Below are 26,260 nucleotides of genomic sequence, written 5' to 3' on the forward strand. Positions count from 1 at the left end.
ATTTTACTGCCGAAAATTCGGCTCATTTGCTAAATTTTTCACCCAAACATTCATATTTTCTAGTTTATCAAAAATAAAAACATTATTTTTTAATCGGCCACGATAAACATAGCCTAATTGATGAAGAACGGCATTCATTCCGAACGAAAGAGATCTTGCAATTGAATAAGAACAATAGATTCCTTGATCATAAAGCTCGTTCTCCAGCTTTTTCAATAATATTTTCATCAATCCATGTTTGCGATGTTCATTCAAAGTGGCACAATCTGTTAATTCAGCATTTCGATACGTTCGATTCACTTCGGCAGAGGCAGCCGAAACAATTTGATCATTCCAATAAAATGAATAATAAATTGTCCCTTCCTTTAGCGTCTTTTTAATATACTCTGGATCATGTAATGGGGTAGGATATATTTGGAAAACCGTTTGATATAGTTCGGATAGTTTAATAACATCTGATTCCTCTACCTTTTTCAAATGAAATTCAATAGGGGGATTTAACGTTTCCGAAGAAATCTTCAAGCCTTGAATACTCTGAATCGTTTGATCTTCTGTTAGCCAGTGATCATTTTTCAATCGATCAACTTCATAATATTTTGTGAAAAAATAGGCATCTGAACCAAGATAATAATGATCAATAAGAGCTTCGCAAGTAAAGCCATGTTGAATAAATTCACTGAACTGCTCCTTACGAACTTTGAAAATAAGCTTTTCACGTTTTTTTTGTTTCACCCATTCCTCAGCAAAATCAATGATTAATGTCGTATTGCCAAAATAATCATCAATTCTCGTTCGTTTATTAAACGGATCATCATAAACTTGGAGCCAAAATCCTTTTTCACTTATTTCAAATTGAGTAGCAGTATCGTTCATTTTAAATACTCTCCTTTAAAAAAGAGGGCGACCATGAATTTGGTCTTGCCCTCAAACTTTTTTACAATTTAAAACTAACTAGCTTTAATTCAGTCATTTCTTCAATGGCATACTTTATTCCTTCACGACCCATTCCGCTCATTTTTACTCCACCATAAGGCATATGGTCCACGCGGAACGTCGGAATATCATTAATCATAACTCCACCTACATGCAATTTCTTTATCGCTTGGAAAGCATGTGAGAGATTTGAAGTATATACACCAGCCTGAAGACCGAATTCTGAATCATTAACATAGTCAATCGCATCTGAAAAATCTTCGAAAGCGTTGATATGAACGACAGGGGCAAAAACCTCCTGACAAGACACTTTTTCCGTTGATGCAACATTTAATAAAATTGTTGGCTTTAGGATTCTTGCACCAGCATGACCACCATAAGCTACTTTTGCCCCATTTGCTTTCGCCTCATCAATCCAAGATTTTGCTCTTTTTACATCTGCTTGTGAGATCATGGCTGATAAATCCGTTTGCTCATCTAATGGATCACCAATTTTAAGCTTTTCCGTTTCATGAACAAATGCTTCAACAAACTCATGGTAGATCGATTGATGAACATAAATTCTTTGAATGGAAATGCATACTTGACCTTGAAAACTAAATGCCCCCATAACAACTCTTGGCATTATCGCTTCGAACTTCGTATCCTTATCTATGATCAAAGCTGAATTCGAACCAAGTTCGAGTGTCACTCTTTTAAGACCTGCGTTTTCTTTAATATATTTTCCAACCTCGGGACTTCCAGTAAAAGTAATCATTTTCACTCTATCGTCCCTCATTAATTGATCCCCAACGGCTCGACCACTTCCAGTTACGACATTTAAAACACCTTTTGGTAAACCTGCTACGTGTAGCAATTCAGCGATCTTATAAGCTGACAACGGTGTTTGACTAGCAGGCTTAAGTACAACTGTATTTCCAGCTGCAAGGGCAGGACCCACCTTATGTGCTACTAAATTCATCGGAAAGTTAAATGGTGTAATCGCTGCGATAACACCGATCGGTTCTCTTACCGTATAAGTAACTCGATTCTCGCCACCAGGAGCCGCATCTAACGGGATTGTCTCACCATGAATTCTTCGTGCTTCATGGGCAGCAAACTGATATGTCATAATCGTTCGATCAACTTCCGCTCTTGCCGTCTTAATCGGTTTCGCTGCTTCCTTAGCGATGATTCGGGCACATTGTTCCCTTTGCTCTTTTAAGAGGACGACCAATTTTTCTAAAATTTCTGCCCTTCGATAAGCAGGTGTTTCTTTCCATTCAGTGAATGCGTAATCAGCCGCAGAAACTGCTGATTGGATCTGGTCCGCTTCGGCCGTTGCAACCTCTGCCAGCTTTTCACCGGAATAGGGACTTTTCAACTCGTAATAAGTGGGTGTTTCAATTGATTCTCCATTAATCCAGAGATATTGCTTCAATTTGGATCCTCCTTTTTATCATTTTTCTGGTTTACTTGTGCTAAGAGCTGTTTGCTTGCTCGCATGAGCGATTTACTTGCGTCTAACCCCTGTTTACTTGCGCATAAAAGCGATTTACTTGCGTCTAACCCCTGTTTACTTGCACTAAAAGCGATTACTTGCGTCTAACTCCTGTTTACTTGCACATAAAAGCGATTTTCTTGCGTCTAACCCCTGTTTACTTGCGCATAAAAGCGATTTACTTGCGTTTAACCCCTGTTTACTTGCACATAAAAGCGATTTACTTGCGTTTAACCCCAGTTTACTTGCACATAAAAGCGATTTACTTGCGTCTAACCCCTGCATACTTCAGCATAAAAGCGATTTACTTGCGTTAAACCCCTGTTTACTTGCGCATAAAAGCGATTTACTTGCGTTTAACCCCTGTTTACTTGCACATAAAAGCGATTTACTTGCGTTAAACCCCTGTTTACTTGCGCATAAAAGCGATTTACTTGCGTTAAACCCCTGTTTACTTGCTCATAAAAGCGATTTACTTGCGTTAAACCCCTGTTTACTTGCACATAAAAGCGATTTACTTGCGTTAAACCCCTCTTTACTTGCACATAAAAGCGATTTACTAGCGCTTACCCTTACTTAAGCCCTATTACGGAATAATTCAACAGTAGCCTCAATTTTATCAATCGTTCAGATCCATTTAATTACTCTTGCATCATTCTAATTCCCTATACCTATTGACAGCATTTAATAATGATTTTCTCTAACACATCTAACCCCTCATTCAACTGTTCATCCATAATCACTAATGGGGTTAGTAATCGAATGATATTACCATATAATCCTGCACTCATAATAATTAAACCCTTCTGATGGGCGTTTTGAATGATTTCTTGTACTAGCTCCTTGTTCGGTTCTCTCGTCTTAGAATCCTTTACAAATTCGATTGCACACATCGCTCCTAGGGAACGTACATCACCAATTTGTTCGAAGCGTGACTGCAATCCCTCAAAACGTTCTCGAAAGATCTCCCCAATTTGACTAGCTCTTTCCAACAATCTTTCATCTTCAATCGTTCGTATTACTTCCAGTGCAGCAACACATCCTAATGGACTTCCCCCGTAAGTACCACCAATTTCCCCAACATTCGCAGAATCCATTATTTCCGCTCGACCAGTCACTGCACTAATTGGCAGCCCTGCCCCAATGGATTTAGACATCGTTATAAGGTCAGGAACCACATCAAAATGCTCCATTGCAAACATTTTTCCCGTACGGCCAAAGCCAGTCTGAACCTCATCTGCAATAAATAAGATTCCATGTTTTTCACACAGACTCTTTACACCTTGTACGAAGCGTTTTGATGGAATGACAAAGCCACCTTCTCCTTGGACTGGCTCCATAATCACTGCTGCCACTTCTTCTGGTGGAACCTCACTTAGGAAAAAGGTTTCAAATCGTTTTAGTAGCTGATCATCTAAATTTTCAACATCTAAACCATCTGCTCGGAAATAATATGGATAAGGCCATTTATACGTATCGGGGACAAATGGACCGAACTCAAATTTGTATGGTTTTACCTTACTAGTTAGAGACATTGCCATATAAGTTCGTCCGTGAAATCCTCGCTCAAAAGAAATTACCGCTTTTCGACCTGTATATTTCCTTGCAATTTTTACCGCATTCTCCACTGCTTCGGCACCACTATTCAAAAAGAACGTTTTTTTCGAATGACCCCCAGGCGTTATTTCATTCAATCTCTCAGCTAATTCAATATATGGCTCATACATCATTACATGAAAGCAAGGGTGTAAATAGGAGTCAATCTGTTTATGAAGTGCCTCAACCACTCTTGGCGGGCAATGCCCCGTATTTAAGGAACCAATCGCACCGGCAAAATCCAGAAACGTATTCCCATCCACATCAGTTAACAGTGCCCCTTCCCCTTTTACAGCAAAAGTCTTTATCGTATTAAAAGGCCCCACTGGTACATTTGCTTCTTTTCTTTTTAAAAGTTCTTTTGCCTTCGGTCCCGGAATTTCTGTTTTTAAATGAATATTTGCCATTCGAGAATCCCCTCTTCTCCTAATCTACAATCTCACACCAATCGATAATGGCGTAAGCGATTATCTCTGCTGATAAAAATAAATCTTCTAATACAATATATTCATTCGATTGGTGAGCGACCTCTGTCACACCAGGTCCAAACACCACTACTGGTGTGTCACCAATATTAGATAATAACCCACCATCTGTTCCCCATGGAGATGCCTCAATCATTGGTTGTTGTTTCTTCACTTCTATAAAACTACGAGTCAAGCATTCCATTAAAGGGTGATCATTTTCCAAGCTGCCCGGCAACCATCGACCACCAAACCATTCAACAGTTGGTAAGTATTCCTTAAACCATGGATCATTCTTACATAAAGCTTGTAGACATTGCATCATTTCTTCTTTGGCTCGCTCCATCGTTTCATCTGGAGCTACCCCCATCCTACCTTCAATAATGGCAAGGTCAGGAACGGAAGAAGGCCATTCACCGCTATGAATTTTTCCGACATTGATCGGAATCGGTATCGGAATCCCTTCATAAAGCGGGTCGGAAATTCTAGCGTTTCGCTCTTTCTCCAAACGTTGTAGACTTTGGATTACGAGCACAGACTTTTCAATCGCACTAACCCCTTCATATCTAGTACCTCCATGTGCTCCCTTACCCTTGACCGTAATTCGAAACCACATCGATCCTTGTTGCTTAGGGAATAGCTTCATATTCGTAGGTTCTGGGATAATCGCTCCATCTGCCTTATATCCCCTTAAAACAGCTGCAAGTGTACCCGCACCTCCGCTTTCTTCTTCAATCACACTTTGAAAAATAACATCGCCTTTTAAACGAATATTGTTTGCTATTAAAGACTCTAATGCAAAAAGCAATGCCACATTTCCGCCTTTCATATCTGTTGTGCCTCTTCCAAAAATTTTTCCATCTTGAATGAGTCCACTAAATGGGTCAGCCTTCCATGTTTTTCGATCACCAGCTGGAACAACATCAATATGACCGTTTAATATAAGTGATTTTCCACCGCCCGAACCTTTTAATACAGCCACAACATTTGGATTCCCTTTAAAATCCTTACGATCTGAACAAAAGGCGGGATGTTTAAATAAAGAGGCTTGCCCAATTTCCCATATATCAAGCTCTAATCCTAGCTGACGACATTTTTCAATGACAATTGCTTGTGTACTGCTTTCTTTTCCCCTTGTACTATCCTCTTGAACGAGTATTTGTAAAAGCCTCGTACCGCGTTCGCGATTTTGATTTAACCAATCCTTTACCAAAGCCTTTGGATTCACACGCAACTCTCCCCTTAGCTTCAACTAGTACTTTATTTTTCGAATAGACTCAGAAATGTGAAATTCACATGCAGTATATTTTTTTATTTCCTCAACAGTGTATGGTAAAAACACTTCGCTTAGCACTAACCCATCGGTTCTTACTTCAAATACGCCCATTTCAGTAATAATCATATGTACACATTTGGCAGAAGTTAACGGGAGTGTACACTCAGAAACAATTTTTGAAACACCATTTTTATCTTTTTGATTCATTAATACAATCACTTTCTTCGCTTTTTGGGCAAGCTCCATCGCCCCACCCATTCCAGGAATCTTTTTCCCCGGTACAATCCAATTAGCTAAATCACCATATTGGCTGACTTGTAATGCTCCTAATATCGTCAAATCAATACGCCCTCGGCGAATCATGCCAAAAGCAATCGCACTGTCACAATAAGATGCACCAGCTCTTATTGTGACAGGGAAGCCACCTGCATTACATAAATTTTCATCCTCTTCTCCTATGGATGGACTTTGCCCCATTCCGACAATTCCGTTTTCAGCATGAAACATCACATTCATTTGATTAGGGAGATGATTGGGAACGAGCGAAGGAATCCCAATACCAAGATTCACGACCATTCCATTTCGAATTTCCTCTGCTGCTCGCTTTGCCATTTGATTTCTACTATCTATTCCCATGCCCATTTCCAATTCACTCCTTTCGACGGAATGACATAGTCAACAAATACACCTGGTGTCATTATTTCATCGGGATTTAAAGATCCTAAAGGTACGATTTCTTCCACCTCGGCAATCGTAATATTACCAGCCATTGCAACAAGTGGATTCGTATTTCGGGCACTTTTGTCATATATTAAATTGCCATATGGGTCAGCCTTTTTTGCAAAAATAATCGACACATCAGCGGTTAAGGCTGTTTCAATTAGATAATCCTTTCCATTTAAGGTAAAACGAGGTTTATTAGAAGAAACCATTTCATTATCCATTCCAATATCCGATAAAATAGCACCTAGACCGACACCACCTGCTCGGATTCTTTCTGCTAATATCCCTTGTGGTGAAAATTCCACTTCCATTTTCCCCTCATTCATTAATTTCCCAGCTACTGGATTTGAACCGATATGTGATGCAATCACTTTTTTTGCTCGTGCTAGGCTGACAATTTTCCCAATTCCAATATGAGGAAAACCGGTATCATTACCGATTAATATTAAATCCTTTATCCCTTTATCAATAATGCCATCAATTAAAGATGGCGGAGAACCTACACCTCCGAATCCACCAAACATGATCGTCATTTCATCACGAAAGAAAGGAAGAACATTATTTAAAGTCGTTAATTTACCAAACAAATTTTCCATTACCATACCTCACCTTGTAGGATTGAGATAAAATCGTGTATCGTTTTTTTCAATAATCGGGCGATTTCCTCCATCTCTCGTTTTGTAATCGTTAATGGTGGAGCGATGATGATGGCATCCCCATGGATTCCATCAATTCCAGCACCCGCAGGATAAATTAGGAGCCCATTTTTCTGAGCTAGATCAACCATCTTCGAAGTGACAAGCATTTTTCGTGGAAAAGGGGTCTTTGTCTCTCGGTTTTGGACGAATTCGATTCCAAGCAACAAACCTTTTCCACGAATATCACCGATGATTTCAAATTCGTTTTTCAGTCGTTCTAGCTGATTACGTAAATAACAGCCTTTAGATTCTACATCGTTCATCACATTATTTTTCTCTAAATATTCTAAGACCGCCAGCGATACAGCACAGGATTGAGGGTTCGCACTTAATGTATGTCCACTCATTACGATTTTGGATCCATTCACAATTGGGTCCATTACATGATCACTAACTAAGGTAGCAGCAATTGGCGCATAGCCAGCTCCCATCCCCTTTCCAAGCGCAACAATATCGGGAATAATACCCCAATGTTCCATAGCGAGTGGTTTACCAGTCCTTCCAAATCCAGTCATCACTTCGTCCGCGATAAATAATATGTCATTTCTTTCACAAATCTCTTTTATCTTTTTAAAATAATCTTGAGGTGGAGTGATTGCCCCTCCAGCAGCACCTATGACTGGTTCAGCAATAAAAGCAGCAATTTGCCCAGCCCCAATTCTATGAATCGCTGTTTCTAGTTCCTCTGCACATAAATATCCACATGATGGTGCTTCCAAATGATAAGGACAACGGTAACAATATGGTGGATGAATAACAGGAAAATCTTGAAGGAGAGGAACGAATCGTGCTCTTCTTCCTGCATGACCGGATAATGAGAGTGCACCTAATGTAATACCATGATAACTAACCCAGCGGGAGAGAACTTTATTTTTCGTCTTTATCCCTTTTTCTTGCCAATATTGAATAGCGATCTTCATCGCTGTTTCCGTTGCCTCTGAACCGCTATTGACGAAAAAGCTCCAGTTTAAATCACCTGTTGCCATGTCAGCGATTTTTTTTGCTAGCTTCTCTGCGACTTCACTCGTAAACTGAGAACGATACACAAAGGAAACTCTCTTTGCCTGTTCAAGCATCGCTTCAATAATTTCTTCCACCCCATGGCCAATATTGGCAGTAACCGCACCTGATGAAGCATCTAAATATTTTTTCCCTTCAAGGTCATATAAGTAGACCCCTTTGCCATAATCAATCATTGGATATTTTGCTTCGAGACTTGGTTTTATCAGATAAGATTCTTCCACGGATTACACCCCTCACCAAAATGGACAATATATTAGATTGTATGTGATGATTGCTAAATCTTTCTTAATAGAAATAAAAAAACCAACCGATGAGGTTGGCTGTTCACTATTATTTTTGATCGATGATGATTTCTATTTTACTAGAAGAAGCATGGATCTTCGCTTTCCCACCTACCGGTATTGTCACCATAGGCTGAGTGTGCCCGAAGTTTACATTTGCTATAATTGGCAAACCTTTTAATTCGTTTTTACTCGAAATGATTTTTCTTAATGCTTCGTCTGTCATATGGGATTCTTTTTGAAATCTCCCTATGAGCACTCCTTTTATCTCATTCGCATCTGGTAAGTGGAGAATTGACTGCAGATCGCGATCAAATGTACTTGGATGTGATTCATAATCATCCTCTATTAGTAGGATTGAATTTTTTAATGATGGCATAAATTCTGTTCCTTGAAGAAGATTCATTGTGCATAGGTTTCCACCCATTAAAGTACCTTCTGCCTCTCCTTCTTGAAGTACTAAATATTCCTTCTGTTCATGAAATTTACGGTCTTCTTGATCTAAATACCAAGCATCATCGCTCCACGTTTCTGACGGAATCACTTCAAATGGTGCATCATTCGTTAGAGCTGTAAGGAAGTAATCCAATGTGTATTCGAATCCATGCTTCATCCCAAAGCTTGAAAAATGAGGTCCTGAATAAGTGATTAACCCTGTTTTTTGATAAATAGAAAGACTTAATGCAGTGATATCACTATAACCACAAAAAACTTTTGGGTTATTTTTAATAAGATCGAAATCGATGTACTTTAGTAATTGATTCGAATTGAAGCCTCCAATGACCGTGAGAATCCCCTTTACATTCGTATCTCGGAAAGCATCATGTAAATCTTCCACTCTTTCTTCAATCGACGAACTAAAAAACTCATCATGTGTGTAGACATGCTTACCAAAACTTACTTTGAAACCCAAAGCTTCGAGTCGATTAACAGAGATCTTAACTTGATCATCCTTAAGAAGTGCCATACTTCGTGAAGGGGCGATGATTCTTATTTCATCACCAGGTTGTAATCGGTTAGATAACATCATAATAACCTCTTTTCTGATTTAAATATTACTATTCTATCAGATTGCTTGTTTAAATAAAATATATGGAAGAAACTCGGTATAAAAAAACTGAACCAACACAAGTTGGCTCAGTTTCTAATTAACTATTTACGACTGCCTCTTTTTTAAGAGTACTATTTTTACTTACGATATCTCGAGCAATCCATACTCCACATGCGCCAGCTTGGGCTAGACCTCTTGTAATTCCTGCACCATCTCCACCAACATATAAACCATCAATTTGTGATTCAAAGCGATCATTTAAAATTGGTCGGGCAGAATAGAATTTGGCTTCGACTCCATAAAATAATGTATGCTCTGAAGCTAGACCAGGAGTAACATGATTTAATGCCTCCGTCATTTCGATTAAACTCTTCATTGTATTATATGGAAGAGCTAAACCTAAATCACCAGGAACGGCTTCCTTTAAGGTTGGTTCAATAAAGCCTTCTTTGATTCGACCAACCGTTGACCTTCTTCCTTTTAGGATATCGCCATATTTTTGAACGATTAAACCACCATTGGATAAGCTATTTGCTAATCTTGAAACCTCATGGGCATATTCATTTGGACGGTCAAACGGGTCAGAGAATGTGTGAGAAACAAGTAAAGCAAAGTTCGTATTCGGGCTTCCTAGTTTAGGATCTTTGTAGGCATGTCCGTTTGCCAGCATAATTCCCGAATGATTTTCAACAACGACATGTCCAGAAGGATTACTGCAGAATGTTCGCACACGCGTCCCTACAGAAGTATTATAGACAAATTTCCCTTCATATAAATGTTCGTTAATTTCCTCCATCACCACATTAGAGGTTTCTACACGGACCCCAATATCTACTTGATTGTTTTTCAGGCGTAAACGACGAGATCTAAACAGATCACTTAACCATTTCGAACCGTCACGTCCAGGTGTAATGACCACTTTTTCAGCAAAGATTTTTTCCGCATTTTTCAATAAAATTCCTTTTACTTGAAACCCTTCAGAAGTTTTCTCTGTAATGATGTCCTCGACTTCTGTTTTGAAAACCATATCAACTTTATCTTTTAAATATTCAAAGATACTTTGCAAAATTTGTAAATTTTGTTCTGTCCCTAAATGTCTTACTTGGGCGCGCAAAAGCTTTAATCCTACAGCATATCCACGTCGTTCAATATCCTTCACTTGATCTGTTAATGGGTCCGTAATACTTTCAGTAGCCCCATGTTGTAAATTAATATCATCCACATATTTTATTAAATCAATCACTTGTGAGTTTGATAAATAATCCGTCATCCACCCACCAAATTCACTCGTTATATTAAATTTCCCATCAGAATAGGCTCCAGCTCCACCAAATCCATTAGTAATGGAACATGCTGGTAAGCAGCCTGCAAAGTCTTTCTTTCCTGCCGCTGGAGGACATTTTTCAATTTTCTTTTGAAGAATTGGGCAGTTTCGTTTATAAATATCATGCCCTTTATCAATTAATAACACCTTTGCTTGAGGCATTTTTAGAGTTAATTCATAGCAAGTAAATATTCCCGCTGGACCTGCCCCTACTACAATGACATCATAATTTGTTTTCATCTGAAAATATCCCCCTTATTGCCGATTTCCTTTTTCCCTCGCTTAATATATCAAATAAATTAGTAAGGGTCAAGAAAAACACGAACATTAAATTTACATAATAAAAAAACGTTCGAGTATTTATCATTTAATTAATAATTCAGATTAACTTATTTCCTAATTTTCTTTTAGTGACAGGATTTTTAAGATAGAATAAATGAGTAAATGAATTTTAAAGTAGGTGAACGAAATGAAAGTGCTACTTAAGAATTTTATAAATGGAGTTTTAACGATCGTACCTATATTACTCGTGATCTATGTCATTTATAAAATCTTCATGTTTTTAGATGGTATTCTTGGAAATGTATTAAAGCCCTATTTGAAAGAGTCTTATATTCCAGGAATTGGCCTTTTACTCACGATCATTCTGATTACGGTACTTGGATTTCTTTCGACGAAATTCATTACAGGAACCATTTTCAAAATCATTGATCGTCTGTTGGAAAGAATACCATTCGTTAAAACCATCTATTCTGTTATTAAAGATACCGTGAATTCCTTTCTTGGCGAAAAAAAGTCATTTTCAAAAGTTGTGCTTATCTCCCATCCTGGTTCTGATATGAAGAGCGTCGGTTTTTTAACATCTGAGGATTTACAGCATTTCTATGAGCCACTCGCACATTGTGTGGCAGTCTATATCCCACAAACCTTTCAAGTTGCGGGATTCACTGTACTAGTACCAAAAGAAAGTGTCGAAATCATTGATGTCAAACCAGAAGAGGCAATGAAATTTATCTTATCGGGGGGAATGACCTCAAAATAAAAAACCGCATTTTTGCGGTTTTTTTGTCTAGTTACAGCGCCTTGATTAGCCCCTCAAGGGGCTAATCAAGGCGCTGTAACTTTTCTTATTTTATTGGAACAAATAATTGAACAGAAATGTCATCCTGCTTTAAATCAAATTTATTCACTTTTATTTTGAAATCACTTTTCAATTTTAATTTTTGCATCGAAATATAAACTAATTTATCATGTGGTTGAATAATTACCCCTTTTGGTAAATGGTAGCGATCACGAATGAAATTCAAGATATAAGACACAGGCAATTGCATTTGTCCAACTGTCATTGATTTCTGCTGTAAAATTAAATCGCCATTTTCCATTGCCTTCGGTTCAAAAGTCATTTTCAACTGAATTTCCTCGGTAAAAATAGGAATGGTTCCGTATAGTTCCACTTCATCCCCTAGTACAACTTCGTAATTGACAGGACCTCCAGAGGCCTCCTTTTCAATATAATGATTTATTACCTCATTTAGATTTTCCTTTTTAGTATGTATGAGAAAGGGGACATAACCTTGAAAATTATTACCCGACCTTTCGAAATTTTCATCTTTTATTGGGACAAGGAGATTAATCGCAACTAGCAAAACAACTACAATATTAAAAATTAGTAATATAAAAAATGACTTCTTCCATATATTCGTTTTCATTTCAGTTCTCCTCTTTACTTGCCAAATACCGCTTCAATGCTAGGTCATCTATTGCTTTATCGGATAATGATTTATATAAACGATTGGCAATATACGAATAGCCTTTATCATTAGGATGAAAGTAATCTTTGTAAAGCAAATTTTCTGTTGAATTTTTAAAAATTTCATCAATCTTTACAAAATACGTTTGATCATATGAAGAAATAACTTTTTCACCTATTATATTCCATTCAAATAATATTTCATCCATTTCCTTTACATCTGCAAACCAAGTATGAAATGGATTATATAATCCAATTAAGACAATTGAAACATTCTCATGCATATCACGAATGGAATTCATAATTTGAATAAGATTTTTTTCATATTGGATTTTCGCTGACTGAAAATCCTTTTTTTCCAAGTGGGATATATTTTCTTTTACTACTTTCATAATATCATTGCCACCAATAGTCAAAATTACCATATCAGATGACTTTATGGCTTTTTGCAGCTCTATTGATTTAAGTCTTTTCAATAAATCTCCTGTTTTATTCCCTTTCACACCATAATTCATAAAGTTTACTTTGTTTATTCCCTTTTCACCTTCAAGCTCCGCTTTTAAATATGGAATATACCCTCCACGTTTTCTACTATCTCCAACACCTTGTGTTAAAGAATCTCCTGCTGAAACGATGGTTAAATTCGATGGAATGAAATCAAGAGGAACGGTTGCTTTATTTAAAGGATAATTCATTTTTATGGAATGAATTTTTCCACTAATTAAATTCGTTTGACTACAAGAGGATAAGATGAAAATAGTAAACACAAAGAAGATGAAAGCCCTTTTCATTTGCCTCACCTCACTTAATTTGTAAAGATATTATAACACTAATGAGCTCAATCAAACCTTATTATCTAAATATCAAAGAAAAAAACCTTACTATTTATTGTAAGGTTTTGATATCTTTTATAATATCCTCATATGGAATATCATTAAGTCCAGTATAATACTTTAAAACTTTTCCTTCTGGTCCAACTAAATAAAAATAAGTATAGTGTGCAACTTGATCACCAGTTTCAGGCTTTACTACCAATGATTTAAAACTATCTTTGGCAAAATTCTCAATTTCCTTTTGTGTATAGCCGGTGAGGAAGTTCCAAGTTTTATAATTAACATCATAATTGTCAGCGTATTTTTTTAATATTTCAGGAGTATCGACTGTAGGGTCAACGCTAAATGAGACAAATTGAATATTTTTTATTCCTTCTTTTTTCGTCTTATCTTGAAGTTTTTTCATATTATTTGTCATTGGCGGGCATACGTCAGCACAATTTGTAAAAATAAAATCCGCCACCCAAACTTTTCCCTTTAAGTCTTTTAAACCAAAAGAGTCGCCATTCTGATTTGTATATTCAAACTCACCAACAGGCCAATTTACCGCATCTTTGATTTCTCCTTTTCCGCATGCCGTCATTATAATTGTCAAGACGGCAATTAGCAAAGCAAACCATTTCTTTTTCAACTACAAACACCTAACTTTCATTATATTCCAATATTTAAGAGGAATTGTCCATAATCCTTTGATATTTCTATATTATCTTAACAAAATTAATCCGATAATGAAAGAAAAGGTGTCTAATGTTCAAAAATTATTCACTATTTATATAGGGGTAAATAAATTCTAAAAGTTGTCCCCTTTCCTTCTTTACTTTCTACTTCAATTCTCCCTTTCATTCGTTCAATGATTTGATAACAAACCATTAAGCCTATTCCTGTACCCTTCTCTTTTAGAGAGTAAAAGGCTGTTCCTAATCTTGAAATTTCTGCCTCAGACATACCTACCCCTGTATCACTTATTTTAAAAACACCAAACCCTGATTCTTCTGATACAGTGATACTTAATTGGCCACCGTCTTTCATTGCTTCAATTCCATTTTTTAATATATTAATTAAAACTTGCTTTAGTTCACTTTCATTACCTTTCACATTGACAGCCATTTCAAAATAAGTATTAAGCCCGATATTTTTTGAAAGCATCGCATACGAATTCATTAAATCCATTACTTTAAGTGCCATATCGTTCGCATTAATTTTCGTAGATTCTTGTGTTAAATCAGGCTTTGCAAGAGATAAATAATCATTAATAATGATTTCTGCCCGATTCATCTCATCAATCATTAATTGAATATAGCTGTGCTCTTCTTCAGACATATTGTTTTTCCCTAGGAAAATTTGTAGAAATCCTTTTACAACTGTCATAGGATTACGAATTTCATGGGCAACTGATGCAGCAAGTTGACCAATCGCATTCATTTTTTCAGCACGTTGCAATTCCTTCTGAAGTTTTGTTTTCTCAATGATTTGCTCCATTTCATCAATCGCATCTTCAAAACCGATTACATTACCCTTATTTTTTTGCGTAGACCCTAGTTCCTTCGATGTCACTGATAATTGCTCGAATAAAGCAGCTAACTGGTCTGTCATTTGATTAAAGTTTTCACTCAATCTACCTAAATCTGATTCTTCTTTAATTTGCAATTTCACATCAAAATTACCAGTACTCACTTGATTGATTCCTGTTATGATCTCATCAATAGGTTCAGTCACGATTCTTAATCCCCACCGCAAAGCAAAAAATACAAAAATCGTTATAAACAGTACGGACCCAAATAAAAAGTAAGCACTTCTCTTCGTATCCTTAACTAGTACAGATGCATCGACGTCGACACCTAATACCGCTATTACTTTATCGTTTTTATCAAAAATAGGCGCAAAAGCTGTAATCCATGTACCATATTTATCCCGATGCAATTCACTATATTGAACCGACTTTTCACTGATTGTACGCCTAAAAACATCAAGATATGCATTAGTAGCTTTATAGTATGTAAAATTATCTAACCCTATTTTCTCTCCGGATTGAGAAACAGAAAGAAAATAAAGTTTCTTTTCTTGATAAACGTTTGCATCAAAAATATATCCGTCAATATAATCGGAATGTCGCTCATTAATCATAGTAAGGATATAGTTTAAACTCTGTACAGCAGGGTGATTAGGATCCCTGACTTCTAATGCTATTTCAACATCTTCTTGTGTAATGGTTGCACTCCACAATGAAGCAACCCCTACTACTTTTTCTGTAATTTGTTCTTTCAACTGTTTGGATTGATAATGAAAACTAATTCCAGCAGATAAAAGTACAACTAAAAAAGTAATAAAAAATGAAAACATAAAAATCCTTTTGTATAATGGTAGGTTTTTAAATAAACCTTTCACTTTCATATGTAATTTCCTCTCCACAGCTTTCAGTAAATAGGAAATTCGACACAGTCCATCATTTATCCTTTTTTCATATAAAAAATTAGACATAAAATTAGCCTAAATGCAACGATTTAATTCGCATTTAGGCTTATCTTGTTAATCGAAATAATACATTAAAGCAATGGCACCTTTGCCAGTATGAGTACTTATAACAGGAGTTGTATAATCGATTTCGATTTTTTTAAATCCCGTTAAATCCTCAATTTCCTTCTTAAGTTTGGCGGCAAGTTCTTGGGCTTCAGCGTGAGCTAGACCAACTCTTTTCACGGTTGTTCCTTTTACATCCTCGGAAAATTGTTTAATCAGATGTTTAACAACTTGAGAATGGCTCCTTACCTTTGATACAGGTGTATACTCCCCACCTTCTAAGGAAGCTATCGGCTTAATATTCAATAATGAACCAATAAAGGCTTTTCCTTTGCCAATTCTCCCACCTTTTACAAGATTTTCAAGTGTATCGACCATAATATATAGTCTTGATTGCTTCTGCACATGTTCAAGATGCTTAACGATCTCGGATACCGATTTCCCTTGTGCTACTTGTTCAGCAGCCTCTAATACTTGAAACGATAATGCTTTTGAAATGTATCTTGAATCAACAACAGTTACTTTTCCTTCTGTCATTTGCGCTGCACTTTCTGCAGATCGCACCGTTCCACTCATTCCACCTGTCATATGAATGGAAAGGATTTCATACCCTTCTTTTGAAAGGCGATCATATAATTCTAAGAAGACTCCTGTTGATGGCTGCGAAGTTTTTGGCAATTCATTAGCTTGTCCCATTTTCTCAAGAAACTCAATTGGGGTAATATCAACTCTATCTGTAAAAGATTGTCCATCTATTGTAATCATTAAAGGAACGACTTCAATATTATATTCTTTTATTTGTTCTTCCGTTAAATCAGCAGTTGAGTCTGTTACAATTTTAATTTTAGCCATATGTCCACTTCCTTAAATACATCATGAATGTATTATACATTTTTTCCGAATATAAGAGAAATGTTTCCGACAATAATACACAAAAACGCCTTAAAATAAAAAGACAAATTAGTTTGTCCGTTGATTTCCGTTCCAGACAATCAACTCAGATTAAGAAAGTTAAATTTCACTTATTAGTAACGAATTTCACAAAAATATCCACAATAAAAAGAGAACCGAATGAACGATTCTCAAGTAAAATTAGGCATTATTCTTTAATTCAACAGATTTAAATAATTCTTCATAATCTGGCCATTTCAAAGCTCGCTTTAAGTATTCTCTAAATGAATAGCATCTCTTTCCTTTTGAATTCTTATAAAGCGAGGTAATAAAAGTTTGCAAACGGACTTGGATCATAAAATAAAACCGACTATCTTCCTCCAATACAGGAATCTCCATGACTTTAACCTTCTGTCCAACAACATTTTTGAACTCTAGGCTTTTGTACAACAAAATATCAATCCTCTTTTTCACCCGTTTGATTATATTATACTCTATTATTAACTCGAAATGTGTCTAATTATGCGTGGATCTAAAAAATATTTGTGAAAAAGTGGATTCGTCGAAAAGTTAAATTAAAGCGGAAAAAGCTAGCCCATTTTATTGACTAACTCCGAGTACAGCTTTTTAATATTGTCATTATAAGGTGGCTCTTGTGCTTTAACATTTGTGATATCTTTTTGACAAACTGGACAAATCCAAGTCCCTGTCTTACAGCTGCTAAAAGATGGCTGATTACAGCAAGTGCATGTTTTTTTGTACATTTCGACACCCTCTCTCTTCTATTATAATAATTGTATTTCGAGTAAATAAAATTATGTCAAATTCGTAATGAGAGCAATCCAATACAGATGTTTGAAACATACGAATGTATATATCATCGAGGAAAAAACTAATAAACTGTGAATAACACGCGATTTGGGAGCCTTGATCAAATAAATAAACATAATTAACAAGATGGAGAGTCCCAGCTTGACGCTGATAAATAGAATGGGATCAAAATCAAATAAGAAACTCATCAACGGGTTTGCTTCTTCAATATTTCCTAGTTTAAGCCCGATATAAGTGACCAATCCATCAACAATATTAATGAAAGCTAAATAAATAAACATAAATGTCAATACATTCACACCCTTATTCAACTTAGTAAGGTCAACTTTTTCAAAATTTAAACTAGGTTTTATTATCATTGTTGAAGGATGCTTTATTTTAATAGATATATTATGTTCGTGCAATCTGTTCAGAAAGCTTATTCTTTTGAATTTTTCTCCCTACAAGGATCGCGATAGTTATAAAATAGACAGCATAAATGATTACCGATAGCCATTTTTGATTTCCAATTAAGCTACCAGCCAGTGTAAAAGTGAAAATTGCTGGCATTTTCCCAAGTAGAGAGGCACTGAAAAATACATGCCATTGAATTTTGCTTAGTCCTGATAATATATTGACAAGAGGAGATGGAATCACTGGAATTAATCTTGCTAGTAAGATACTAATGAAAGCATTCTTTTCAAAAATTCCTTCATACTGTTGAATTTTCGGGTATTTTTTCAAATAATTTTGTGACCAGTCTTGAAAGCCATATCTAGAAAGGAAAAACATTGTTATAGTACCTAAACCAATACCAATCAATGATATTCCCGTCCCAAGAAAAACTCCGAAAACTGAACCTATCATTCCAGCTAGAACAACATAGGGTATGATGGGAAAGAATACTAGTATGGCAACAAAGAGAATGCTGGTTGGGATGGCAAAATAGGATTCCGATTGGACCGTATCTAGCAAGAAACTTTTTTGGGAAAATCCTAAATAAATAGTTATTACCGAGAGAATTATAGGAAATATTCGTTTCATTTTTATACCTCAAATTAAGGAAATTTAAACTAATGGATCGGATAACTCAAAGATTATTTCTTATCTATATTTAACTTCCTTCTCTTCTGATAAATCATTGCCGCAAACCCTGAAATGATAAAAAATAATCCAGCAATGATGAAGTTAAAGTAGTTCGTAGCTGTTGATGGTAAAACTTGCCCTTCTGTAGGTGGAGATATTAATTCTTGTTCATCAATTGGTCGTTCTGGTTTGACTTCATCTGTATTGTTTTCATCAGGAGTTCCAGAATTGTCTGGTTGTGTTGGATTTGCAGGATCGGTTGATTGATTAGGATCTGTGGGTTGAGTTGGGTTACTGGGATTGGTTGACTCACCAGGATCTTTAGGATTTTCTGGGTCTGTTGGCTTTCCTGGGTCAGTCGGTTTCTCTGGGTCTGTTGAATTTTCTGGATCAGTTGGATTTTCTGGATCAGTCGGTTTCTCTGGATCTGTTGGATTTTCTGGATCGGTCGGTTTCTCTGGATCTGTTGGATTTTCTGGATCGGTTGGTTTTTCCGGGTCTATTGGACCACCGTTATTTTGTTCCTCAGCAGTAAAGCTAAATTCTACCTCAAACCCCAACCCTTGAAATTCATTACCTAATTCTGCTGGAAAGTCTATTCGAAAGAGTAAATCTTCTTGATTTGATTTTCTTAAGTATCGAGGATCAAACCCATTAAAATCTTTTAATTTTCCATTGTATAAACTCTTAGTAGAATCGTTGATTTGCAACAAAAATTCATTATACAGATCCTTTGATCCACTCTTAAATTTCGCTTTCGAATAGTAAGTAAAATCCATTCCCCCCCTATTTTGAATCGTTAACTTACGTTTCGCCCAATCACCAGGTTTTAAATTTTCAACACTAAATAAAACTTTATCTGGGAAGGTTACAATATCGATTTGCTTACCTTCAGCAGAGACTTTTCCACCTATTGTTATCATTAATAGTAAGAAGAGAACTAAAGTTTTTATTAATGAAATATATACTTTCACTATAAAGTCCTCCTAATTTTTTAGGCAGGGAAAAGCGCCCTGCCATCCGTTTGTTAATTGAGTTAAATAGTTTTATCTATCTCCTTATTCGTAGTTTTACCTTCAAGTTGAGCAATAGTTTTCCAAATTGATAACGCAGAGTAAGCAACCAATAAAAGACCAGGCAAAACTAGAAGCAATAGATTTCCATTTTTAGATTTTGTAAAATCAATAAAATATCCTAAATAAGGTACAGTAAATCCTGTATATTTTGCCACTACGTTTTCTGCCATTACAGGGTTCATATCTTCGGATTTATTATTATCTCCTTTAGTCCGATAAAGGACCTGGTCCCCATTTTTATTTACTTCGATAATTCTATGGGTAATTAACTTATCTTCCTCGGCTTTAAAGGTAATTACATCATTTTTTTGGAAATTTTTATTTTCACTACTTAGTTTTACCGCAATGATGGATCCAGTCTTTATTCCTGGTTCCATCGATCCAGACAATACGGTTTTTAATTGATATCCAAAAAACTGTGGTTCACCACCGGCTATTTTTGCTGTTATTACAAGAAAAAGCATAAAAACAAAAATTAAAATCAATAGACTTGTGATTGTATTAGCTATCCATTTTTTCACTTTCTTCATTTGCATTTTAGATACCTTCCTCTTATGGATTGTGTTTAATACAAAAATTATTTTTTTGCTATAAAAGATTTTTTACTCCAATATGTTTTTATTGCATTCAACATAAATAAAAAAAAGATTTTTTATTTATGTTGAAAAAAATAAAATATTATTACTAAAAGAAAGGTGGGTAAGACCCACCCTTCCTGTTACCTTATTATCTATTTGTTCCAGCAGTTTGTTTAGCATCAAATTTCCATTCCAATTTTAAAGAATCTCCCTGGAATACATTTTGATCTTGATTATTATCTACAAACTCAAATTGTACATATAGGTCATCAGATGTTCCTGCTTTAATTCCACTTGCCTCGTCTCCCCATCCAAACCAAGCATCAATTTTATTTTGTACAGCATCTGGAGTTTGGCCCTTTAAATCGGCTAATGTAGTGCGCACAATTATATTTTCTTCTGGTTGGATTACTCCGTTCTTATCTTCATTCTTCAAGAAATTAACTCGAATATGTTTACCAAAATCATCAGCAGCAGTATTATTTCCCTTTGCATCAACTACTGTATAATTTGTAGATAATAGTACTTTTGAAATGTCTAATGACCCTTTATTCTCTAGCTTAAAAGTACGGCTCATTCTATCCCCTGGTTTAATTTTGTCAACATTAATAATTACTCCTGGATTAACTGTCAAATCCAATGTACCTGCTGCAAACGTATTGTTTGATGTTTCAACATCATTGAAGTATGCATATGTACCTCCACCAATTAAAGATAAACCTAGTGCTGCAGATGCTACTCCAAGACCTAATTTCTTTTTTAAACTCATTTTTTGTTTCCTCCTCTTATTTGTTTTATAAATTGGTTATGACTTCTTAAAGAGCTCTCTTGCACTCTTACGTTCAAGTTGTTCTCTTTAACGAACTCACAACTTGAGTATAAAGCACTATCTGATATTTGAAAATCTCCAAATTCGGTCGTTTCTTCCATATAAAGAACACTTTTCGTTCGTTCCCTAGCTATATCTCCCTATTTCTCACTTTTTTGTATTTTATTTTGAACACAACGTTCTTTATAATGTACAAATAAGGAATAATGCTTATTAAAGGAGACATTTATGGTAGGTACACGAATTAAGAACTTAAGAATCGAGAATGGTTATTCGATCTCTGAGCTCGCGAAACGAGCAGGTGTATCAAAATCTTACTTAAGTCAAATCGAAAGGGGGTTACAGATTAACCCTTCATTACAGCTTTTATCAAAGGTAGCTGACCCTTTAAATACTTCTATTGAGTATTTATTAGGTAATGAAGAAAACATTCCTTATAAAGAACAATTAGATAGTGAGTGGACCAATCTTGTTAAAGAGGCAATTAATGATGGTATGAGTAAGCAAGAGTTTAAGGAGTTGAGTAATTTCATTCGTTTCAAAAATCAACAAAATAGTTTGAGTAAATAAAAACTACAAAGGAGAAACTAAATGGTCTTTAGGCATATGATAAACAAAAAAATTCAATACAAAAGTAAATGCCTATGAAAATAATCATACTTACATTACTATTACTTGGAGCGATATTCCTCGGATTAGGAACCTTCCAAATTTCCAAAACGGAAATTTTGCAAAATAGGAGCTTAACTGAGGCAAAGGAAAAAATAAAATATCCTAACAATCCTGCTTTGTCTACAGACAAAAACAATGAACCCCTCATCGGTGAAGTTATTGGGATATTAAAGATTCCCGCTATTAGAGGAGAACTCCCCATCATTGAAGGCACCGATGAAGATGATTTAGAAAAAGGGGTTGGACATTTTAAAGGATCGGCTTTTCCAAATGAAAAGGGGCAAATTGTCCTATCTGGCCATCGTGATACCGTATTTCGGAGAGTAGGAGAATTGAAAATCGGAGATCTTTTATCCATTTCACTTGCAAGTGGATCTTATTGGTATCAAATCGAAAGTACGAAAATCGTTGATGCAAATGATCGAAGTATTATTACCTTACAAAAGAAAAAGGAAGTTTTAACGTTGACGACATGCTATCCGTTCACTTTTATTGGAAATGCACCAGATCGATATATAATTACCGCAAAACCAATAAAAGAAGTAAAATAAAACCCCACTCTTCACAACGAAAAGTGGGGTTTTTTCTATTATTCAACTGTCCCTTCAAAACTTTCTTCCCATTCCTTTTCTTTTCTAAGTTTCTTACGATACACAATTTTTGATAAGTTGATACTGATTTCGTAAAGAACTAGAAGTGGAATGGTTACTAAAAAGTCAGACATTGGGTCTGGCGGTGTAATGATGACCGCAATAATAATTAGAGCGAAGTAAGCGTATTTGCGAATTTTTGATAACACAAATGGATTAATAACACCTAAAGATGTTAAAAACATAACAACGACAGGTAATTCAAATAATACACCGAACGGTAATGTCATATTCATCACAAAGCGGAAATATTTATCGGCTGTAAAGTTTGCAACAAGCATATCGCCACTTAGTTCAACTAAGAATTTTAAAACCATCGGGAATATGATAAAATAACCGAATGCTAACCCTACAATAAATAATATAAATAAGGCAGGTATATAAGAGAGTGATATTTTTCGTTCACTCGGTTTAAGTGCTGGTTTCACAAATAACCAAATTTGTAATGCTAATACTGGAATCGTCCCAGCAATGGCGATTAAGCCAGCTAACATAAAATAAATCCAAAGGATATCACTTGGACCTAGTGCAATTAATTTCACATCTAAATCTTTAACGAACCAGGCATAAATCTCTTCCACATAGATAAATCCAACGATAAAAAAGGCTATAAACGCAACGATGGATATAATTAACCGCTTACGCAATTCATCTAAATGATCCACTAAGTTTAATTCTTTGTCATCCATACTTTTTCCCCTACCAGCTCAATTACATAATGATAAAAAAAAGGTGCAAGATATAAATCTCTTACACCTTATTTTGAAGCTTCTTTTTTTACATCTTCGATTTCTTCCATTACATCACTTGTTAATTCACGTGTAGATTTTTTGAATTCACGAAGTGTTTGACCGAATGCTCTTCCAATCTCAGGAAGCTTTTTAGGTCCGAAAATAATTAATGCTAAAACTAAAATTAAAATTAATCCAGGTACTCCAATATTTGATAACATGGATTACAACTCCTTCTTATTTGAGTGTTTAATCTAATACGATTATATTACTAACATCTTCACAGTGGTTAATTTAAAGCAAAAGTTCATAAGATATTCACAAATCACCTTTTATTAATCATGTGATATTTTTTAGTTTTTGTTACCGAATCTATTCTAACATATTTATTCTGCTCTTTGTCTAACTTGTCTTCACTTTTTCAAAAAGAAATCGATTTATTTTCTTTCTTTATTGTTATTTCCATCATTTATATAAATCATAAGCATTCAGTCAGATAAATATTATTTGAATTTTTAAAAATCTAATCATTAACCTATTTATTTATTGATCCAATCCGTCATATACTATAATCAAATATATGAGACGGGGTGAAAGAATGGAATTTTCGTTATGTAGTTTTGATAGTGCATTACCTGTGGAAGTAACTATTGACGAAGATAATGGACGTTACATGATTCGAAAAAGTGATCGAAGCGGTGAATTTTTTAATAGCCCTTTTGAGTTGATTTCTTGGGTAAAAACGCATTTCCACGAAGAGGATTTTTGCGATCCTAGGGAATTCAGGGGGATGCTTTCAAAACTTCTTGAGTATGAAAATTCCTATTAATGAGTGGCCTTAATACAAAACCGTCTGGTTACCCAGACGGTTTTTATGATACCTTTTTTCCCTGATCGAATTGATTGATTATTATCGACCTTACTTCTAAAGATAGTTCTTTAATATCCATTTGCGATTTCAAATGTGAGTAAACCGGATTTCCGATAATTAATTGAATGTTAGCCGGCTTAATTAAACGGTTATTTTTTTCAAAAATATCTGAGGTACCGACGATTGTAATAGGTACAATTGGTACTTGAGCATCAACCGCCAAATGAAAGCCACCATTTTTAAATTCACGAATCGGGCCTCCCTTACTTCTCGTTCCTTCTGGGAAAATAACGAGGGAATGTCCCTTTTTAAGCTGCTTTACACCTTCTTTAATGGATTCAATAGCTTGTCTTCGGTTTTTCCGATTAATGAACACACAATTCATAACTTCCATCCAACTTGCTACAATCGGAATTTTTCTTACCTCTACTTTAGAGATAAATCCGAAAGGTTTGTCAATAAACCCAAGTAATACCGGAATATCAAAATCTCCCTCGTGATTGCTTATGATCAAAACGGGACCTTCCGGTATTCGATCATTCCCTTTTACGGTCACTGTAGAACCTGTTAATTTGATAAATATTTTTGCGAATTGCTTCGGGATTCGATTAATAATTTGATCTCTCTTCGCAACATCCTTTTTAGGATCAAGTTTTTTCATCATCCTAAGAAACGGTAAACTATATATTAAATAGCCTACCATAAAAACAAAACAAATGATTAGTCGAAACACTATGTTGCCCCTTTCAATCTATTAAGCATGAATTCTAGTTGGTTATTTGTTGAAAAAACAGCTGTTCATTCAGCTGTTTTTTCGCCTACGATAAATTAGAAACTCATAATCATAAGGATTTTTCTCATCGCGGATTCCCTTTTCACTAGAAACTAATTCAAAATGATCCATCGAAATTTCTGGAAAAAAGGTGTCTCCCGCAAATTGTTCATAAATCATCGTTAAATAGAGATTGTCGACTGACGGTAGTAATTCTCGAAAAATTTCCTCACCACCGATGACAAATACTTCATCTTCTTTTTTACGGCAGTAGGTTAAAAATTCTTCCACTGAATAAACAACTGTGCAGCCCTCACAAACAAAATTTCGATTTCTAGTTATGATGATATTTTCTCGACCAGGAAGTGCCCTTCCAATTGACTCAAAGGTTTTTCTTCCCATTGCAATTGGATGTCCCATCGTTACTTTTTTAAAAAATTTCAAATCCTCAGGTAAATGCCATGGTAAGCGGTTATCTTTACCGATTACTCGATTTTCATCCATTGCCCATATAAATGAGATCATACACTAACCACTCCTTTTATATGTGGATGTGGATCGTAATTTTCTAACGAAAAGTCTTCGTATTTGAAATCAAAAATATTGGTTACTTCAGGTGCAATGATCAATTTTGGTAAGGCCCGAGGCTCTCTTTCCATTTGTAAATGAACTTGCTCCATGTGGTTTTGATAAATATGAACATCTCCAAAAGTATGAACAAATTCTCCAGGCTCTAAATCACAAACATGGGCAACCATATATGTAAGTAGTGCATAGGAAGCTATATTGAATGGGATTCCTAGAAATACATCTGCTGAACGTTGGTATAATTGACATGACAATTTACCTTCGGCAACATAAAATTGAAATAAACAATGACAAGGTGGTAAGGCCATTTTATCGATTTCGCCTACGTTCCATGCGTTCACAATTAATCTTCTTGAATCGGGGTTATTCTTTACTTGTTCAATTAGTTCACTAATTTGATCAATGGTGTTTCCATCCGCCCCTGTCCACGAGCGCCACTGATGTCCGTAAACGGGACCAAGATTTCCCTCTTCATCTGCCCATTCATTCCAAATACGCACACCATTTTCTTGCAAATACTTAACGTTCGTATCTCCTTTTAAAAACCAAAGCAGTTCATGGATAATCGATCTCAAATGAAGTTTCTTGGTAGTTAAAAGAGGGAAACCTTCCCCCAGGTTAAAACGCATTTGATAGCCAAACGTACTAATTGTTCCCGTACCCGTCCGGTCTTCTTTTATTGTTCCATTAGCTAATACGTATTTACACAAGTCCAAATATTGTTTCAATCAGGTCACAACCTTTGCAATTTACTTGT

Annotated in this window: 29 protein-coding genes; 4 read left to right on the forward strand and 25 right to left on the reverse strand. The window is 35.6% G+C overall.

Translation table 11 applies throughout. The features are described from left to right. Positions 1-3: 3 nt before the first annotated feature. From ablB to ACFSO7_RS17420, 9 genes are all read right to left on the reverse strand, one after another. On the reverse strand, positions 4-873 hold the full coding sequence (ablB, locus tag ACFSO7_RS17380; RefSeq protein WP_377878603.1) for a putative beta-lysine N-acetyltransferase: 870 nt from the start codon (positions 871-873) through the stop codon (positions 4-6). A 61-nt stretch (positions 874-934) separates the two neighbouring features. Continuing rightward, positions 935-2,353: an aldehyde dehydrogenase family protein gene (locus tag ACFSO7_RS17385; protein WP_377878604.1), complete on the reverse strand. Its 1,419-nt coding sequence runs from the start codon at positions 2,351-2,353 to the stop codon at positions 935-937. A gap of 731 nt (positions 2,354-3,084) precedes the next feature. Further along, positions 3,085-4,416 carry a 4-aminobutyrate--2-oxoglutarate transaminase gene (gabT, locus tag ACFSO7_RS17390; RefSeq protein ID WP_377878605.1) on the reverse strand — a complete coding sequence of 444 codons (1,332 nt, stop codon included), beginning with the start codon at positions 4,414-4,416 and terminating at the stop codon, positions 3,085-3,087. A gap of 19 nt (positions 4,417-4,435) precedes the next feature. Continuing rightward, positions 4,436-5,701, reverse strand: a complete 1,266-nt coding sequence (locus ACFSO7_RS17395; RefSeq protein WP_377878606.1) for a peptidase — start codon at positions 5,699-5,701, stop codon at positions 4,436-4,438. A gap of 24 nt (positions 5,702-5,725) precedes the next feature. Then, positions 5,726-6,391 (reverse strand): 3-oxoacid CoA-transferase subunit B, encoded by a 666-nt coding sequence (locus ACFSO7_RS17400; protein WP_377878607.1) that lies wholly within the window; start codon positions 6,389-6,391, stop codon positions 5,726-5,728. Then, the gene (locus tag ACFSO7_RS17405; RefSeq protein WP_377878608.1) at positions 6,376-7,068 is read right to left on the reverse strand and encodes a CoA transferase subunit A; all 693 of its coding nucleotides are present in this window, start codon (positions 7,066-7,068) and stop codon (positions 6,376-6,378) included. The genes ACFSO7_RS17400 and ACFSO7_RS17405 overlap by 16 nt, the downstream gene beginning before the upstream one ends. Then, complete coding sequence (locus ACFSO7_RS17410; protein WP_377878609.1) at positions 7,068-8,414, reverse strand: aspartate aminotransferase family protein; 1,347 nt, start codon at positions 8,412-8,414, stop codon at positions 7,068-7,070. The genes ACFSO7_RS17405 and ACFSO7_RS17410 overlap by 1 nt, the downstream gene beginning before the upstream one ends. A gap of 109 nt (positions 8,415-8,523) precedes the next feature. Continuing rightward, complete coding sequence (locus ACFSO7_RS17415) at positions 8,524-9,501, reverse strand: S66 family peptidase (RefSeq protein WP_377878611.1); 978 nt, start codon at positions 9,499-9,501, stop codon at positions 8,524-8,526. Positions 9,502-9,622: 121 nt separating this feature from the next. Beyond that, complete coding sequence (locus ACFSO7_RS17420; RefSeq protein ID WP_377878612.1) at positions 9,623-11,089, reverse strand: NAD(P)/FAD-dependent oxidoreductase; 1,467 nt, start codon at positions 11,087-11,089, stop codon at positions 9,623-9,625. A 229-nt stretch (positions 11,090-11,318) separates the two neighbouring features. Between ACFSO7_RS17420 and ACFSO7_RS17425 the strand changes: the two genes are divergently transcribed. Continuing rightward, a complete protein-coding gene (locus ACFSO7_RS17425) occupies positions 11,319-11,891 on the forward strand; it encodes a DUF502 domain-containing protein (RefSeq protein ID WP_377878613.1) in 573 nt (190 codons plus the stop codon). A gap of 85 nt (positions 11,892-11,976) precedes the next feature. Here the strand turns inward: ACFSO7_RS17425 and ACFSO7_RS17430 are convergent, their stop codons facing one another. From ACFSO7_RS17430 to ACFSO7_RS17480, 11 genes are all read right to left on the reverse strand, one after another. Further along, the gene (locus ACFSO7_RS17430) at positions 11,977-12,558 is read right to left on the reverse strand and encodes a YpmS family protein (RefSeq protein WP_377878614.1); all 582 of its coding nucleotides are present in this window, start codon (positions 12,556-12,558) and stop codon (positions 11,977-11,979) included. Between the two features lies 1 nt (position 12,559). Further along, complete coding sequence (locus tag ACFSO7_RS17435) at positions 12,560-13,390, reverse strand: SGNH/GDSL hydrolase family protein (RefSeq protein ID WP_377878615.1); 831 nt, start codon at positions 13,388-13,390, stop codon at positions 12,560-12,562. A 94-nt stretch (positions 13,391-13,484) separates the two neighbouring features. Then, complete coding sequence (locus tag ACFSO7_RS17440; RefSeq protein WP_377878616.1) at positions 13,485-14,063, reverse strand: SCO family protein; 579 nt, start codon at positions 14,061-14,063, stop codon at positions 13,485-13,487. A gap of 134 nt (positions 14,064-14,197) precedes the next feature. Next, on the reverse strand, positions 14,198-15,823 hold the full coding sequence (locus ACFSO7_RS17445; protein ID WP_377878617.1) for an ATP-binding protein: 1,626 nt from the start codon (positions 15,821-15,823) through the stop codon (positions 14,198-14,200). A gap of 135 nt (positions 15,824-15,958) precedes the next feature. Further along, positions 15,959-16,801: a DegV family protein gene (locus tag ACFSO7_RS17450; RefSeq protein WP_377878618.1), complete on the reverse strand. Its 843-nt coding sequence runs from the start codon at positions 16,799-16,801 to the stop codon at positions 15,959-15,961. A 240-nt stretch (positions 16,802-17,041) separates the two neighbouring features. Then, positions 17,042-17,293, reverse strand: a complete 252-nt coding sequence (locus ACFSO7_RS17455; RefSeq protein ID WP_377878619.1) for a DUF2535 family protein — start codon at positions 17,291-17,293, stop codon at positions 17,042-17,044. 362 nt (positions 17,294-17,655) lie between these two features. After that, a complete protein-coding gene (locus ACFSO7_RS17460) occupies positions 17,656-18,030 on the reverse strand; it encodes a DUF5658 family protein (protein ID WP_377878620.1) in 375 nt (124 codons plus the stop codon). Between the two features lie 31 nt (positions 18,031-18,061). Beyond that, positions 18,062-18,694: a TVP38/TMEM64 family protein gene (locus ACFSO7_RS17465; RefSeq protein WP_377878621.1), complete on the reverse strand. Its 633-nt coding sequence runs from the start codon at positions 18,692-18,694 to the stop codon at positions 18,062-18,064. A gap of 53 nt (positions 18,695-18,747) precedes the next feature. Next, positions 18,748-19,710 carry a TasA family protein gene (locus ACFSO7_RS17470; protein ID WP_377878623.1) on the reverse strand — a complete coding sequence of 321 codons (963 nt, stop codon included), beginning with the start codon at positions 19,708-19,710 and terminating at the stop codon, positions 18,748-18,750. 62 nt (positions 19,711-19,772) lie between these two features. Next, a complete protein-coding gene (gene sipW / locus ACFSO7_RS17475) occupies positions 19,773-20,348 on the reverse strand; it encodes a signal peptidase I SipW (RefSeq protein WP_377878624.1) in 576 nt (191 codons plus the stop codon). A gap of 190 nt (positions 20,349-20,538) precedes the next feature. Further along, entirely contained in the window at positions 20,539-21,159 is a 621-nt protein-coding gene (locus ACFSO7_RS17480) for a TasA family protein (RefSeq protein ID WP_377878625.1), read from the reverse strand. A gap of 288 nt (positions 21,160-21,447) precedes the next feature. Between ACFSO7_RS17480 and ACFSO7_RS17485 the strand changes: the two genes are divergently transcribed. Both ACFSO7_RS17485 and ACFSO7_RS17490 read left to right on the forward strand, forming a co-directional pair. Further along, a complete protein-coding gene (locus ACFSO7_RS17485; protein ID WP_377878626.1) occupies positions 21,448-21,789 on the forward strand; it encodes a helix-turn-helix domain-containing protein in 342 nt (113 codons plus the stop codon). Positions 21,790-21,857: 68 nt separating this feature from the next. After that, positions 21,858-22,442: a class D sortase gene (locus ACFSO7_RS17490; RefSeq protein ID WP_377878627.1), complete on the forward strand. Its 585-nt coding sequence runs from the start codon at positions 21,858-21,860 to the stop codon at positions 22,440-22,442. A 38-nt stretch (positions 22,443-22,480) separates the two neighbouring features. Here the strand turns inward: ACFSO7_RS17490 and tatC are convergent, their stop codons facing one another. After that, a complete protein-coding gene (gene tatC / locus ACFSO7_RS17495; RefSeq protein ID WP_377878628.1) occupies positions 22,481-23,230 on the reverse strand; it encodes a twin-arginine translocase subunit TatC in 750 nt (249 codons plus the stop codon). A gap of 68 nt (positions 23,231-23,298) precedes the next feature. Next, on the reverse strand, positions 23,299-23,493 hold the full coding sequence (gene tatA / locus ACFSO7_RS17500) for a twin-arginine translocase TatA/TatE family subunit (protein WP_377878629.1): 195 nt from the start codon (positions 23,491-23,493) through the stop codon (positions 23,299-23,301). A gap of 377 nt (positions 23,494-23,870) precedes the next feature. On the opposite strand from tatA, the gene ACFSO7_RS17505 reads away from it, so the two are divergent. Then, positions 23,871-24,101, forward strand: coding sequence for a hypothetical protein (locus tag ACFSO7_RS17505; RefSeq protein WP_377878630.1), 231 nt, complete (start codon positions 23,871-23,873; stop codon positions 24,099-24,101). Between the two features lie 43 nt (positions 24,102-24,144). On the opposite strand, the gene ACFSO7_RS17510 is transcribed toward ACFSO7_RS17505, so the two are convergent. From ACFSO7_RS17510 to ACFSO7_RS17520, 3 genes are all read right to left on the reverse strand, one after another. Continuing rightward, positions 24,145-24,876 carry a lysophospholipid acyltransferase family protein gene (locus ACFSO7_RS17510; protein WP_377878631.1) on the reverse strand — a complete coding sequence of 244 codons (732 nt, stop codon included), beginning with the start codon at positions 24,874-24,876 and terminating at the stop codon, positions 24,145-24,147. Between the two features lie 69 nt (positions 24,877-24,945). Further along, positions 24,946-25,440: a dihydrofolate reductase gene (locus ACFSO7_RS17515; protein WP_377878632.1), complete on the reverse strand. Its 495-nt coding sequence runs from the start codon at positions 25,438-25,440 to the stop codon at positions 24,946-24,948. Next, on the reverse strand, positions 25,437-26,231 hold the full coding sequence (locus ACFSO7_RS17520) for a thymidylate synthase (RefSeq protein ID WP_377878633.1): 795 nt from the start codon (positions 26,229-26,231) through the stop codon (positions 25,437-25,439). Before ACFSO7_RS17520 ends, ACFSO7_RS17515 begins: the two co-directional genes overlap by 4 nt. Positions 26,232-26,260: the final 29 nt, after the last annotated feature.

This window comes from Bacillus sp. CGMCC 1.16607 (assembly GCF_042683745.1).
GTDB lineage: Bacteria > Bacillota > Bacilli > Bacillales > Cytobacillaceae > Pseudoneobacillus.